This is a genomic window from Gluconacetobacter entanii (assembly GCF_013155425.1).
Classification (GTDB): domain Bacteria; phylum Pseudomonadota; class Alphaproteobacteria; order Acetobacterales; family Acetobacteraceae; genus Novacetimonas; species Novacetimonas entanii.
In genome coordinates, this window is record NZ_JABJWD010000037.1 from 1 (window position 1) to 13,808 (window position 13,808).

The 13,808-nt window shown below is 65.9% G+C and carries 16 protein-coding genes; 9 read left to right on the forward strand and 7 right to left on the reverse strand.

Going from position 1 to position 13,808, the window contains the following annotated elements:
- Window positions 1-1,001, reverse strand: a 1,001-nt coding sequence (locus HNH97_RS06745; RefSeq protein WP_171790380.1) for an MFS transporter, incomplete at its 3' end; no start/stop codon positions are given.
- A gap of 64 nt (window positions 1,002-1,065) precedes the next feature.
- The gene (panB, locus tag HNH97_RS06750; protein WP_110913939.1) at window positions 1,066-1,881 is read right to left on the reverse strand and encodes a 3-methyl-2-oxobutanoate hydroxymethyltransferase; all 816 of its coding nucleotides are present in this window, start codon (window positions 1,879-1,881) and stop codon (window positions 1,066-1,068) included.
- Here panB and HNH97_RS06755 point away from each other — a divergent pair.
- The 3 genes from HNH97_RS06755 to HNH97_RS06765 all read left to right on the forward strand — a co-directional run bounded on the left by HNH97_RS06755 (window position 1,871) and on the right by HNH97_RS06765 (window position 4,357).
- Window positions 1,871-2,134, forward strand: a complete 264-nt coding sequence (locus HNH97_RS06755) for a hypothetical protein (protein ID WP_171790381.1) — start codon at window positions 1,871-1,873, stop codon at window positions 2,132-2,134. The two genes, panB and HNH97_RS06755, sit on opposite strands and share 11 nt — an antisense overlap.
- A 119-nt stretch (window positions 2,135-2,253) precedes the next feature.
- Window positions 2,254-3,414, forward strand: a complete 1,161-nt coding sequence (locus HNH97_RS06760; RefSeq protein WP_216657564.1) for an acyl-CoA dehydrogenase family protein — start codon at window positions 2,254-2,256, stop codon at window positions 3,412-3,414.
- Between the two features lie 19 nt (window positions 3,415-3,433).
- A complete protein-coding gene (locus HNH97_RS06765; protein WP_171790383.1) occupies window positions 3,434-4,357 on the forward strand; it encodes a glucosamine inositolphosphorylceramide transferase family protein in 924 nt (307 codons plus the stop codon).
- A gap of 371 nt (window positions 4,358-4,728) precedes the next feature.
- Here the strand turns inward: HNH97_RS06765 and HNH97_RS06770 are convergent, their stop codons facing one another.
- Window positions 4,729-4,866, reverse strand: a complete 138-nt coding sequence (locus HNH97_RS06770) for a hypothetical protein (protein ID WP_171790384.1) — start codon at window positions 4,864-4,866, stop codon at window positions 4,729-4,731.
- An 82-nt stretch (window positions 4,867-4,948) separates the two neighbouring features.
- On the opposite strand from HNH97_RS06770, the gene HNH97_RS06775 reads away from it, so the two are divergent.
- Window positions 4,949-5,938, forward strand: a complete 990-nt coding sequence (locus HNH97_RS06775; protein WP_171790385.1) for a hypothetical protein — start codon at window positions 4,949-4,951, stop codon at window positions 5,936-5,938.
- Between the two features lie 191 nt (window positions 5,939-6,129).
- Here the strand turns inward: HNH97_RS06775 and HNH97_RS06780 are convergent, their stop codons facing one another.
- Entirely contained in the window at window positions 6,130-6,795 is a 666-nt protein-coding gene (locus HNH97_RS06780) for a preprotein translocase subunit YajC (protein WP_110913936.1), read from the reverse strand.
- Between the two features lie 284 nt (window positions 6,796-7,079).
- Between HNH97_RS06780 and HNH97_RS06785 the strand changes: the two genes are divergently transcribed.
- Entirely contained in the window at window positions 7,080-9,167 is a 2,088-nt protein-coding gene (locus HNH97_RS06785; RefSeq protein WP_227744254.1) for an AAA family ATPase, read from the forward strand.
- A gap of 459 nt (window positions 9,168-9,626) precedes the next feature.
- Here the strand turns inward: HNH97_RS06785 and HNH97_RS06790 are convergent, their stop codons facing one another.
- Window positions 9,627-10,481, reverse strand: coding sequence for an acid phosphatase (locus HNH97_RS06790; RefSeq protein WP_171790386.1), 855 nt, complete (start codon window positions 10,479-10,481; stop codon window positions 9,627-9,629).
- A gap of 172 nt (window positions 10,482-10,653) precedes the next feature.
- Between HNH97_RS06790 and HNH97_RS06795 the strand changes: the two genes are divergently transcribed.
- A complete protein-coding gene (locus HNH97_RS06795; RefSeq protein ID WP_040512651.1) occupies window positions 10,654-10,866 on the forward strand; it encodes a hypothetical protein in 213 nt (70 codons plus the stop codon).
- Between the two features lie 14 nt (window positions 10,867-10,880).
- Here HNH97_RS06795 and HNH97_RS06800 read toward each other — a convergent pair whose 3' ends face one another.
- Both HNH97_RS06800 and grxB read right to left on the reverse strand, forming a co-directional pair.
- On the reverse strand, window positions 10,881-11,219 hold the full coding sequence (locus HNH97_RS06800) for a hypothetical protein (RefSeq protein WP_110913960.1): 339 nt from the start codon (window positions 11,217-11,219) through the stop codon (window positions 10,881-10,883).
- Between the two features lie 109 nt (window positions 11,220-11,328).
- Window positions 11,329-11,973, reverse strand: coding sequence for a glutaredoxin 2 (gene grxB / locus HNH97_RS06805; RefSeq protein ID WP_171790387.1), 645 nt, complete (start codon window positions 11,971-11,973; stop codon window positions 11,329-11,331).
- A gap of 334 nt (window positions 11,974-12,307) precedes the next feature.
- Between grxB and HNH97_RS17870 the strand changes: the two genes are divergently transcribed.
- The 3 genes from HNH97_RS17870 to HNH97_RS06815 all read left to right on the forward strand — a co-directional run.
- Complete coding sequence (locus HNH97_RS17870) at window positions 12,308-12,457, forward strand: hypothetical protein (RefSeq protein WP_227744253.1); 150 nt, start codon at window positions 12,308-12,310, stop codon at window positions 12,455-12,457.
- Window positions 12,436-13,275 (forward strand): metal ABC transporter ATP-binding protein, encoded by an 840-nt coding sequence (locus tag HNH97_RS06810; protein WP_407716802.1) that lies wholly within the window; start codon window positions 12,436-12,438, stop codon window positions 13,273-13,275. Before HNH97_RS17870 ends, HNH97_RS06810 begins: the two co-directional genes overlap by 22 nt.
- Window positions 13,272-13,808 (forward strand): metal ABC transporter permease (locus HNH97_RS06815; protein WP_171790389.1); only part of this gene is annotated, 537 nt, incomplete at its 3' end. The genes HNH97_RS06810 and HNH97_RS06815, both read left to right, overlap by 4 nt.

Consider the following 13,808-nt stretch of genomic DNA (forward strand, 5'->3'; position numbering starts at 1 on the left):
GTCACCGCCCATGACGGCGGGCACAGCCATGCCAGCGCCAGCCACATCCCGCACAGGCACGTCCCCACCCCCATCAGGCCCCGGTTGCCCCACCGCCGGGCGAGTGTCGCGCTGCACGCGCTGCCGCACAGGCCCAGCACGTTCATCGCGCCCAGGATCCAGCCCGCGTCATGGTCGCTGCCGCCCAGCACGAAACGCACGTAATAGACCAGCGCCCCGAACATGAAGGTCGAACCCAGCATCACAAGGATCATCGCCCCCGTCAGGCGCAGCCACCCACCATTGCGCAGCAGCGCACGCGCCAGCACCCGCACCGGCAGGCGGTCGCGGTGCGCACGGGCGCGTTCGTGGCACAGCGTAGCCACAAGCCCCAGCAGGGCGGCGACCACCACCGCAACAATCATCATGAACAGCATGAAGCCGTGCCGCCTGTCGCCATGGCCCAGCCAGTCCACCGCCGGCAGCGCCAGCACCGCGATCAAGAGCGTGCCACACCCCGCCCCCACCATGCGCGCGCTGGCAAGGCGCAGGCGGATGGCCGGGTCGTCGGAAATCAGGCTGGTCAGCGCGCCATAGGCGGTGTTGGTCACGCTGTAGGTCACGCACAGCCCCATATAGGTGACGCAGGCCCACACGTAACGCGCCACGCCCGCCTGCCCGCCCATCGGCACGAAGGCCAGCACGATCATGAAGGCGAACGGCAAAAGCCCCGCGCGCAGCAGCGGCAGCGCCTGCCGTCCCGCCGGGCGGCGGTCGATCACCATGCCCACCACCGGGTCGGCCACGATGCTGATGGCGCGCGCGCACAAAAGGATGAGGGCGACGGACGCGGGCGGGAACAGGCAGATGTCGGTATAGAAATATTCCAGGTAGCTGAGCATCAGCCCCCAGATGATGTTGAACGCAAGGTCCCCCGCCCCGAACGCCAGCAGTTCACGCGTGCCAAAGGCGGGCGTTCGCGCCGTATCCGCCGCGACAGGGGAAAGGGGAAGGATCTGCACCGCACCGTCTCTGCTTCAGCAAGGCATCAGCATGGCACGCTTCCCCCCACCCGTCGATCCTTCCTTACCGGCGGGTCCCGAAGCACTGCGCATCGGTGGGGAAGCGACGGTTGCGCACGTCATCGGCATAACGGGCGGCGGCATCGTCGATCATCGCCCCCACCTCGGCATAGCGGCGGACGAAGCGGGGGGTGAAATCGCCGAACGCCCCGATCAGGTCGTCAACCACCAGAACCTGCCCGTCGCAGGCTACCGAGGCACCGATGCCGATGGTCGGCACCGCGAGTTCCTGCGTGATGGCGCGCGCCACGGGTTCGACCGTGCCCTCGATCACGACGGCGAACGCCCCGGCGTCGGCAATGGCGTGGGCGTCGGCCGTGACCTTCGCCGCCTGTGCCGCATCACGCCCCTGCGTGCGGAAACCGCCCGTCGTGTTGACCGCCTGCGGCATCAGGCCGACATGCCCGCATACCGGCACCCCGCGCTGCGTCAGGAAACGCACCGTCTCCGCCATTTCCGCGCCACCTTCCAGCTTGACCGCGCCGCATCCCGTCTCCGCCATGATGCGCGCGGCATTGCGGAACGCCTGCGCGGGGGATTCCTGGTACGACCCGAACGGCATGTCCACGACCACCAGCGCACGGTGCGACCCGCGCATGACGGCCGCGCCATGGGCGATCATCATGTCCATCGTGACGCCAACCGTGCTGGGCAGGCCATAGACCACCATGCCAAGGGAATCCCCCACCAGCATGACATCCACATGCGCATCAAGCCGCTGCGCCACCGGCGCGGTATAGGCCGTCAGCCATACGCCCGGCACCTCGCCCTTGGTCACGTCACGGATGGTTCGGCGACGGGTCTGTGTGGTGGTACTCAATGAAACCTCCTGCCAATGGGACGCGATGGAACCCCGCAAGGGGCCACGCGCCGCTGCACCCGGATATCGCAGCACGAACGCCGTTGTAAATACACAGGGGTGGCAGGAGGATGCAGGCCGGTTGGGAGTGGGGGAAGGGTCTTCTTTTTCTGAAGAAAAAGAAGCAAAAAGACTTTTGAATATTATGGTGATTTTTGGAAAGGATATAGAATTATTCCCTCCACATATTATGGAACATGCCCTGAATTCATAAAAGTTTTTGGTGAAGCTTTTTTCAAAAAGCTTCGAAAGGGGCCACACCCGGAAAAAGGGTGCCCAACACCGCCCGCACCCCCTACCATACGTCCCCACCCATGAACCGCACACAGGGCCATGACCATGACACTCCCCTGCACGCAGGCCGACCTGCACGACCTTGCCGCGCGTTTCGCCACCCGCGCGGCCGCGCATGACCGCAGCGGGGAAATCGCGACCGAGAACCTTGCCGACCTGCAGCGCGCCGGCCTTCTGGGGCTGAGCGTCCCGCGTGCCTTTGGCGGGCAGGCGGCGCCGCTGCGTGATATCGTGACCGTCGTGGCGGCACTGGCGCAGGGCGATCCGTCCACGGCGCTGATCGTGGCGATGCAGTACCTGCAGCACGCCGCCATCGCCGCATCGGGCACATGGCCCGAGGACCTGCGCCGCAGGGTCGGCGAAAGCGCGGTGCGCGAGGGCGCGCTGCTCAACGCGCTGCGGGTGGAGCCTGACCTTGGCACGCCGTCGCGCGGGGGACGTCCCGCGACACGCATCCGCCGCGACGCGCAGGGATGGAGGCTGGACGGAACCAAGATCTATTCCACAGGCTCGACCGCCCTGCGCTGGGGCCTCGTCTGGGTCAGCACGGAGGAGGAACCGTTCCGCACCGGGCAGGTACTGGTGGACATGCGCACGCCGGGCATCCGGATCGAGAAGACATGGCACCAGATGGGCATGCGCGCGACCGGCAGCCATACCGTCATCTTTGACAATGTGCGCCTGCCCGATGACGCGATCGCGGACCTGCGCGCGCCGGAGGCGTGGCAGGAGAAGGACAGTTTCGTCGCCATCTGGCATGCCATCGTGATCGCGGCGCTGTATGACGCGGTGGCGCGGTCGGGGCGGGAATGGCTGGTGTCGTTCCTGCATGACCGCGTGCCCTCCGGCCTTGGCAGACCGCTGGCGACGCTGCCGCGCTTCGAGGTGCTGCTGGGCGAGATCGAGGCCCTGCTGCTGCCGAACACGGCGCTGCTGTCGCATGCGCTGGCGCGGGAGGAGGACGGGACGCTGAGCCTTGCCGAGGCGAACATGGTGAAATATGTCATGACGGAGAACGCGATCCGCGCCACCGAACGCGCCATCGCGGCGATCGGCAATCCGGGACTGTCGCAGGACAACCCGCTGGAACGCCATTACCGCGATGTCCTGTGCGGGCGCATCCATACCCCGCAATCCGACACGGCGCTGATGCTGTCGGGACGCACGGCGCTGGCGCGGGGCCTGACATCGCCTGCATGATCCACGAAAGGATACGACATTGGGACTGGGACGGACCGATATCTGGCGCACGGGCATCATCAATGCACCCATGGCGCAGGTGCTGCGCGATGGCGTGGGGGCGCACCCGGTCACATGGATCGACAATCCCGGCCCGTTCCGCTTCATCGCCGACCCGTTCGGCATCTGGCAGGACGGGCGCCTGTATGTCTTTGCCGAGGCGTATGATTACCGCGTGAAAATCGGGCGCATCGACGTGTTCGTGTTCGACCGTGCCCTGACGCTTGTGGAACACTGCCCGGTGCTGGTCGAACCGTGGCACCTGTCCTATCCCGTGATCGTGCGCGATACCGACGGCACGCTCTACATGATGCCCGAATCCGGCCGGTCGGGGCAGCAGAACCTGTATCGCGCCACCGACTTCCCCTATCGCTGGGAACGGGTGCCCGAATTCTCATTCCCCGGCGCCGCGGTCGATGCCTCCCCCATTTTCCACGACGGACGGTGGTGGATGTTCCATGCCCCGTGGGGACAGTCCGCGACCGACCGCATCAGCCTGCTGCATGTCGCATGGGCCGACCGCCTGATGGGGCCGTGGCATCCCCACCCGGGCAATCCCGTGCGCCGCGACATCCGCAGCACCCGCCCCGGCGGCACGCCCATCGTGACCGAAGACGGGTTGGTACTGCCGACGCAGGACTGCGCCCATACCTATGGCGGGGCGATCACGCCACTGCATGTCACCACGCTGACGCCGCAGCATTTCGAGGCCCGGGCCGGTGCCCCCCTGCACGCGCCCGCGACCTTCGCCCCGTTCAACGACGGGATGCACACCCTGTCTGCTGCCGGCGACGTGACATTGTTCGACGCCAAGCATACCGATCCGTCCATCGTCGGCCGGGCGCTGGTGGAACTGGACCGACTGGTCCTGCGCCGCCTGTGGCGGCAGGGAACAGGTGTATAGGTAAATAAACGTCCGGGGTGCCTGCCGGGACAGGAATTTTCCATCTCCTAAGTAGAAATCCGGGAGATCGTGGAACTTTTCTCAAAACCGGCACCATACCAATGGTATAACCATTCCCCTTCCAACAAAAAGGCAACGGGTCCGGATCGTTTATACTGCGCCGGGGTGCCCCGGAACGCGACGCCAGGGCCGTCCCCCATGTGCCACATGCGGGGGGAAGGCGGACCTGTATCACGAAAGATCATGCTGTCCGCATGGACATCCGGAAGGCAGGCCCGGACCGTCCGTTGGCCGCACCCACGTAAGAAAGTGCGACCTGTCCTATTTTTAACTTGATGTTAAGAATGGTTATCAATAAACATGGTCAGGCATCACGCCTCCGGGTTATTGCCCGAACGATGCTGGCCGCGACGCCATCCGTCGCGCACACACGACCCCGGCATCCATGCGGCAGGTGCTCCTGCGCGCGGGACACCACCATTCGCCACATCCCCACCATTGCGGGCCATGCGTGACCGGCCATGCCCCTGCCACCCTGCTCCTGACCCTCCCTGCCCACCGGACCGGACCCCATGGGCCAAGAAGGATCTTATGATGCGCGAAACCCACTGCACCCGGGCCATCTGGCACCTGACCCATTCCCGTCCGGAGGTCCTGGTTGACTATTTCAACCCGTGGACGCCGATGTCACGCCAGGTCAGCATGCTGACGCACCGTTTCAGCGTGGTCTCCGCCCTGTGCGAACAGGTCGGTGTGGACGAGGAACTTGTGGTGTTGCGCAATGCACTGGCCTTTCACCTGCTGCGCGCGGCGACATGGTGGCGGATCGATTTCGCCGCCCCGCGTGTCGCGGGCATGCCCACCACGCGCTTCATGGCCCATATCCATGCCCATATCGACCGCGTGGCGGAGGATGAAAGCCTGTTCGACGTGCTGACATGGCAGCACCACATGCGTCGTGGCGACACATCGCATGTCATGGTGCTGGGCACCGACCCGCTGTGCCGGGGGGGGACCGCCATCCTGTACGGAATCGACGGCCAGCGGCGTTTCCGCTTTGCCCTGTGCGAAGGCCGCACGGGCAGGGGCCTGACATGGGATGCGACGGCGCATGGGGATTTCGTGTCCACCTGCCTCGACGCCCGCGCACGGCACAGCATGGTCGAAACCGGCAACGAGGTACTGGGCGAATGGGAGGACGCGCGCATCGAACATGCCCGCGCGGCGAAATACCATACCCTGCATTTCCGCCACGACACCACGCGCCCGGTGATTGACCGCTATATCGAGGTGCTGGGCGAGATGACGCGCTGCCGGTCGCGCTTTGGCCGGTTCGAATTCGGCAACATCCTGAACCACATCGCCTTCCTGCTGGTGCGCGCGGCCCATGAACGCCAGGTCTCCGTCGCCAGTGTCCTGCGCGAAGGCACGGCACAGCCAATCAACCTGCGCGTGGCCAACAGCATCAAGAAACGCGCCCGCGCCCATGTCGCCCACGGCGTAGACCCGCTGTTGCAGGACGGGCTTGATGCGATGCTTGACGGCGTGGTGTCGGGCTATTCCCTGTCCGGGCAGGTCTAGACCTTATTTACGACTAAAAGTTTTTGGTGAAGCTTTTTTCAAAAAGCTTCAGAAGACGTCGCCTTTTTAAAAAAAGGCGACACCCCAAAAACCTTTATACCTTTCATCAACCGCTTGCGTGCAAACAGTCACCTGACAAAAAACGGCCCCTCCCGCCAACCGGAAGGGGCCGTCCGTCATTCCCGCAACCCTCAGGGCGCCTGCTGCGGGGTGGTCTGCCCGGGGGCCTGCTGCACGGTGGCGGACGGGGCGATGACGCGGTTCATCACCTCGAACGATACGGCGTCGGTCACGGTGACATCGACGGTATCACCCACCTTTACGGTGTTCAGGAAATCCTGCATCGCCTTTTGCTGCACGACCTCGGTCCGGGTGATCTGGTCCGCATCGTCGAACGTGATCAGGTGCTGCGCCGGGTCAACCGCCAGCACATGCACCCGTTCGCGACGGTTGGAGACCAGCATGCCATGCGGGTGCAGTCCCGCGTACCCCTTGGCCGACGTAATGGTCGATTCCGGCGGCTCCGTACCGGGCGGGACGATGGAGACGGCCATCGTCTTGAAAAAACGGATATTGATCTTGTCACCGGCCTGCAGGTGCGGGACATTGCGGGCCTCCGGCGGGATACGCACGGTCACGAGGTCACCGGTATGATCGCGCAGCAGCACCGTTCCCGCCTCATGATCCACGGTTTCCACCGTGGCGGAGGACACCTGGTTCCCCACGATGATCGACGGATCGGCCTGCGCGCAGCGCGGGGCCGCAACCAGCGCCATCATGCCAAGCGACAGCGCCGCAAGGCCGGTAACAGAGGCAGGCCGCAGGGAACGCAGGGCCGCCGGGGTCTTGATTTTCATAGAGGTCTTTTCCGTCCACAATTCAGGTTCTTGTAAATGCCTGCCTTCCCCACCGTGGCGGGCAAGGTCTTGATCCAGTATCGTATCGTGCCGACATAAGGGTTAAGACAAACCATGTCGGATACGGTTTTTCCCCCTTCCTGCGTCAAAAACGCCACGCATGGCCCGCGGTTCGGTGCGCAGGCCGCAGTCCAGACCCGAGGGGCGCGGGGGGCTGCCTTTTCGCACGACATTTGTCGCCATGGTCCGTATATTCCATCCCCAACAGCAGGAGATCCGACCCGATGCCGCTTGCCAAAAGCAGACGCCCGGCCCATCGCCGCGTGACCGCCGCACGCCCGTCACGGGTAAAGGGGGACATGCGCCGTCTGCTGGACATGCTGTGTGCGCTGCATGGTGCGATCCACCGTGGCGCGCGCGACGCGGGATCGCTGGTGCGCTGCGCGGTGCAGGCACAGCCCGACCTTGGCCTGCCGGACAAGGCGCTGCCCGCCATGGTCCGCCGCGATGGCGACACGCCGCCCACCGTCACCGAATGGAAACGCCTGGGCCATGCGCTGGAGGAGGCGCGCGACACGCAGGGGGGACAGGGCGGCTACCTTGACGCATGGCTGTCGGAACTGCGCCGCGCGACGGGGCTGGATGACGTGGCGACCGACATCCTTGGCCTTGCGATGTGCTACCGCCTCAATGGCCATTTCGAGCAGTTGTGGGACGACCTGTGCGAAAACCGCTCCCGCGGGCCGTTCCTGTGCGAGGACATCTCGCTCCTGCACATGCTGCTCAACCGGCCGGAGCCGGAAATCGCCACCGCCCTCGCCCCCGAGGGGCAGTTGCGCATGAGCGGCCTGATGAGCGTGGACGAGGACGGCGACATCACGCTGCTGCCGCGCCTGATGGCGCTGATGAACCGGCGCGCGCGCGTGGTGGGCGATATCCGCTCCCTCCTGCTGGGGCAGCCACGCGGGGCCACCCTGCCGTGGGAGGCCTTCGCCCATCTGGGCGAGCAGGCGGAAATCGCGGCAAGGGTGCTGGCCGCCGCCGTGCGCGACCATGCGCCGGGCATCAACATCCTGCTGTATGGCCCGCCGGGCACGGGCAAGACCGAATTCGCGGCAACCCTTGCCGCCCATGTCGGCGCCACGCTGTACCCGGTGGGCGAGGCCGACAGCAGCGGCGACGAACCGTCGCGCCATGAACGCCTGGCGGACCTGCGGTGCAGCACGCGCCTGTTGCGCAACACGTCCTCCGTCCTGCTGTTTGACGAGGCAGAGGACCTGTTCACCACCGGCCTGTTCGAGGCCCCGCAATCCTACAGCCGTGTCTTCTTCCACCGCCTGCTGGAACAGGGGGGCACCCCGGTGATCTGGACGGCCAACGATGTGGAGATGCTTGGCCCCGCCATCGCGCGGCGCATGGCCCTGTGCATCGAGATGCGCCAGCCCGGCGTCGCGGTGCGCACGCGCCTGTGGCAGGACATGGCGCAGGAGGAACACGTCCCCCTGACGCCCGACGCCGCCGCCCTGCTGGCGCGCGCCATTCCCGCGCCGCCCGCGATCCTGCGCAACGCGCTGCGTTCGACGCGGCTGGCGGGCGGGGATTCGACCATGGTGTGCACCATCGCCACCGGCATCACGCAGGCCGCATCGGCAGGCCGGGTCGTCATGCCGCCGCCGGGGGGGGACGCGCCGTATGATGCATCGCTGGTCAATGCCGACTGCGACCTTGCGGCACTGGCCACGCGCCTGTCGCGGCCGGGGGCGCCGCGTGCGGTCTCCCTCCTGCTGTCGGGGCCGCCGGGGACGGGGAAAAGTGCGTATGCCCGCTACCTTGCGGACATGATGGAACTTCCGGTACTGCAGAAACGCGCCTCCGACCTTCTGGACAAATATGTCGGCCAGAGCGAGCAGAAGATCGCCGCCGCCTTTGCCGAGGCACGCGATACCAATGCCTTCCTGATTTTCGACGAGGTGGACAGCCTGCTTGGCGATCGCCGCTCCGCCGAGCGCAACTGGGAAGTCAGCCAGGTGAACGAGATGCTGACATGGATGGAAAGCCACCCTCTGCCGTTCGTGTGCACCACCAACCTCGCCTCGCGCCTTGATCCCGCCAGCATGCGGCGCTTCCTGCTGCGCGCGCGCTTCGACTACCTCACGCCACAGCAGGCGCGCCATGCGTTCGAACGCTTCTTCGACCTGCCCGCGCCAGACGGGCTGGCCCGGCTGCGCACGCTGACGCCCTCTGACTTCGCCCTTGTGGTGCGCAGGCAGGCGCTGCTCGACACACCCGCCACACCACAGGCGATGCTCGACCTGCTGGCGGCGGAAATCAAGGGACGCGAAGGCAGCCAGACAATCGGGTTTTCAATGTAGGCCACGTCCCGCATGGCGGTGCACGCTCAGGGGCGGTGCCCCCGAACCCCCACCAAAGGGTATTACCCTTTGGAAACCACGACTTCTTAAACAGATCAGGGTGCAGGGAGCGCGCTCCCTGCCGGGTCCGGGCAGAGCCCGGATGGTCCATGCACCAACTGCATCGCACCTTCAGGGGCTTTGCCCCCGAACCCCCACCAAAGGGTATTACCCTTTGGAAACCACGACTTCTTAAACAGGTCAGGGTGCAGGGAGCACGCTCCCTGCCGGGGCCGGGCAGAGCCCGGATGGCCCATGCACCGACTGCATCGCACCTTCAGGGGCTTTGCCCCCGAACCCCCACCAAAGGGTATTACCCTTTGGAAACCATGACTTCTTAAACAGATCAGGGTGCAGGGAGCGCGCTCCCTGCCGGGTCCGGGCAGAGCCCGGGTGTTCCCTGCACACAACGGCGGTGCATTACTGGGGCGAATGGGCAGCCGCGTCTTCTTCCTCGGCACATTCATTGGCATCCGGTGGCAGCACATGGGCGGGCGGATGGTCGCGCAGGGCCTCGATTTCCGCGCGGGCGGCGTCGAGGTCACGGGCAAAATCCGCCTCCCCCCGCATGGCGGTGTACAGGACCGCCCCGTTCATCCAACCCGCCGTGATGTCGCTGTGCCAGTGCACGCCGCAGATCACGCGGCTTTCGCCATAGATCCGCGCCCGTCGCATGATCTGGGCCGTGCGCGTCGGCAGCAGGTCCGACAGCACCGCCCCCGTCATCCAGCCCAGCGTGGCATAGGTGGAGGGATAGGACGGCGTGCGCGCCACCTCCCCCCGGTCGGCCACACACAGCGGCAGTTCGATTTCGGAATAGGGGCGCGGGCGGTTCCACTGCGCCTTTTCCTGCGCGACCACGGGTTCGACCCGTGCCTCCAGCCGGGTCAGCAGCGCCTCCAGCCGGGGCAGGTGGATGGGCGACAGGGTGAAGCCCGCAGCGCAGGAAAAGGCGGACAGCATATGCCCCACGCCATGGCGGGCGTCACGCTGCGCCAGTTTCCAGCGCCCGCTGCCTTCCTGTACGCGCGTATCGGCAAAGATGCTGGCGTCGGAGGCATTGCTGGCGGTTTCGGGGGCTGGCGGCGGCGGCAGGAAAATCCGCCCGTCCGGCAATGGCGGCCCGGGGGGCGATGGCGGTGGCGCCGCGCGATGGGCATGGGCCGATGACAGCGCCATTCCCCCCGCCAGCATACAGGCCCACACCATGGCGCGCGCGCCGCATGTCCCCCGGCGCCGCGCGCGCCTGCGCCGTGACAAAAATCCCCTGTCCATGCTGTTCCATCATTCCTTCAGAATCGACGAACGGGCTTTATTTCATATTCCCAATAACAGGTCGCATGAAATCCGCCCCGCCGCGCGCACGCATGGGCCCATGTCATCCGGAATGGTTCAAAATGGGGAATTTATGTGCCATGATGGCCCGATATCTGCCAATGGACACGACATGAACCGCAAACCATCGCTGCTGCCGGGGAATATCAGCCCCCTTCGTATCGCACTGTGCGTCGGTGGCGCGATTCTGGTGGTGGTGCAGTTCGTACGCTCCGCGCACATGGACCCGCTGGTCGCGATGCCGGGCGACGTCATGTTCCATATCGTCATGATGGCGCTGGGCGCGATCCTGTTCGTGCTGGGCATGTGGGGACCGTCGATGTAGTCCCCGCGCCGCACTCAGCGGCGTTCTGAATCGGCCCCGCTGCCGTTGTCGGTAATCCCGGCGCGTGACGGCGCATCGGAATCGGGGCGTACTTCGCGCCCGGCGCGGGCAATCGCCGCGTCGTCGCCAAACCCCCGGCCGGATACGCGCCTGCGTGGGGCGGGATTTTCCATCAGCACATTTTCCAGCGCTTCGGGATCGGTGCGCTCGGCCTCGTCAAACAGTTCGTCGGCGCGCGCCTGGTCGCCGGCCTGCTCGGCGCGGATACCGGCCTCGGCCAGGCGGCGGGCGGTTGCGTGCTTGCCCCCGCCCATGTCGCCGGGGCGGTCGGTGTCGTCGGTGAAACGCGGCATGGCGGTCTCCTGATCATTCATGGCGGGCCCTACATCGCTGGCCCTGCATCACAAACCACCACCATGCGACGCGGTTCAATGACGTGGGTCACTTTCACACGCAACGCGCCTATGCGCTGATGGAATCAAGCAGCGGCACGCCACACGCCCGCGACATCGTGCGGCAGTATCCGGCCACCGCCTCCGGCCAGGTCAGGCCCGCGACGATGGTCAGGCTGCGCAGCAGGGCGAACAGGTGGATATCATCGACCGACAGTTCGCCATTGACCGCATCGGGCGCACGCACAAGCGGGGCGAGCGCACGCAGGCGTGCATCGACCTGCGCGATCATCCCCGCGCTGTCATCAAGCAGCGCGCCAAAGGGACCGACCATCCTTTCCTTGTTGCGGATGAAATAGGCCCGCGCCGCCGTGGTCGCGAATTCCTCCAGCGGGGCGGCGGCATCACGCGGCAGGATCAGGCGGAAGGCGACGGCGTTCGTGGCCTGTATCCATTCCCCCACCTGCGGACTGATCGCCCCCGTCAGGATACGATGGCCATCCATGGCGTCCACATGATCGACGATGTCCATGCTTTCGCCCATGTACCGCCCGTCCTGTTCCAGGATGGGCAGCATCTTCGTCCCGATCATGCGCGTGGGCGTCGCCACGTCATCATTGAGCAGGGTTATCACCTCCACCGGGATCTTCTTCAGCCCGAAGATCATCCGCGCCTTTACGCAGAAGGGACAGTGATCATAGCTATAGAGTCGCATCCTAACCCTTCATCTCCTGTTGCCAGACCATAAAGCTTCGAAAGACGCCGCCTTTTGAAAAGGCGGCATCCAAAAAGTTTTATCAAAATATATCAGTGCGTTATGACGAGACCTGCCGCGCCCGACTGGAAGCAGGATACAGCCTGCACTATGCAGGCGGCCTGCGTGATACGCAATCATTCCCCCGCACGCAAAACCCGTCCCCACGGACCTGCCCCCGGCGGGTGGCATGTGGCGCGCGCCTTGACCGGAAGGCGGTCGGGGGTGTAATGTGAAAACGTTATAATATAACAATAAACGCGGATCGTCTCCCACCGCGCGGAATGACAGGCCCATGACCACACAGCCCGGGGTGAAGCCCCCTCCCCCCGCACGCACGCTCCAGACATGGATGGCCCGGTCATGGGCATGGCGCCTGGCGTGGATGGGGGTGCCCATCGGGCTGCTGTGGATGGCCATTGCATGGGCGGCGCGCCTGCCATGACCCGGACGGACATGCCCGCCATGGCGGGCGGACTGACGCTGCATGACATTGCCGCGGGGTATGACCGCACGCCGGTCTGGCAACATGTCAGCGGCACGTTCGCCCCCGGCAGCCTGACGGCCATCGCCGGGGCCAACGGGGCGGGCAAATCGACGCTGGTGCGCGCGCTGCTGGGCGAAATACCGCTGCGTGCGGGGCGTATCGATTATGGCGGGCAGCATCCGCGCGACTTCGGCTACCTGCCGCAGGCCCGCGACATCGACCGGACCTTCCCGCTATGTGTGGCGGACCTTGTCCTGTCGGGGGCGTGGCGCGTGACCGGGGCGTTTGGCGCGGTCAGCGCCGGCCTGCGTGAACGTGCCGCGCACTGCCTGCGCCATGTGCGCCTGTCGGGGATGGAAGAACGCGGCATTGGCGACCTGTCGGCGGGACAGTTCCAGCGCCTTTTGTTCGCGCGACTGCTGATGCAGGATGCGCGGGTCATCATTCTGGACGAACCCTTCACCGCGCTGGATGCGCCGACAACGCGCGACCTGCTGCACCTTGTCGATCACTGGCGTGACGAGGGGCGGACCGTGATCGCGGTCCTGCACGACCTGCGCCAGATCACGCAGCACTTTCCCAATGTCGTCCTGCTGGCACAGGGCACGGCCCACTGGGGGCCGACGGAGGCGGTCCTGACGCCCGCGCTGCTGGAACGTGCCTATGGCGGCAATGCGGTCTTCGCCTGCCCCATGGGGGCGGACAGCGCGCCCGATGCCGGTGCGGCGGGGGATACGCGGCCACGGGACGTATCACCGGGGGACCTGTGGGCATGACGCTGCACGACCTGTTCATCGCCCCGTTCGCGGATTTCGGGTTCATGCGGCGCGCGCTGGTCGCGTCGCTTGCGCTGGGGCTTGGGGCCGGGCCGGTGGGCGTGCTGCTGCAACTGCGCCGCATGAGCCTGGTGGGCGATGCGATGAGCCATGCGATCCTGCCGGGTGCCGCCATCGGCTTCCTGCTGGCGGGGGGGCTGTCGATGACGGCGATGGGGCTGGGCGGGATTGTCGCGGGCCTTGGGGTGGCGCTGCTGTCCGGTCTGGTCAGCCGCCATACCCGCCTGTCGGAGGATGCGAGTTTCGCAAGCTTCTACCTCACTTCCCTTGCGCTGGGCGTGCTGATCGTCTCGGCCCACGGGTCGAACATCGACCTGCTGCATGTGCTGTTCGGCACCATCCTTGCCATCGACACGCCGACGCTGTGCCTGATGGGCGGGGTGTCCACGGTGACGCTGTGCATGCTGGCCGTAGTGTGGCGGCCGCTGGTGATGGAATGTGTCGATCCGGGGTTCATGCGGCTTGTGGGCGGG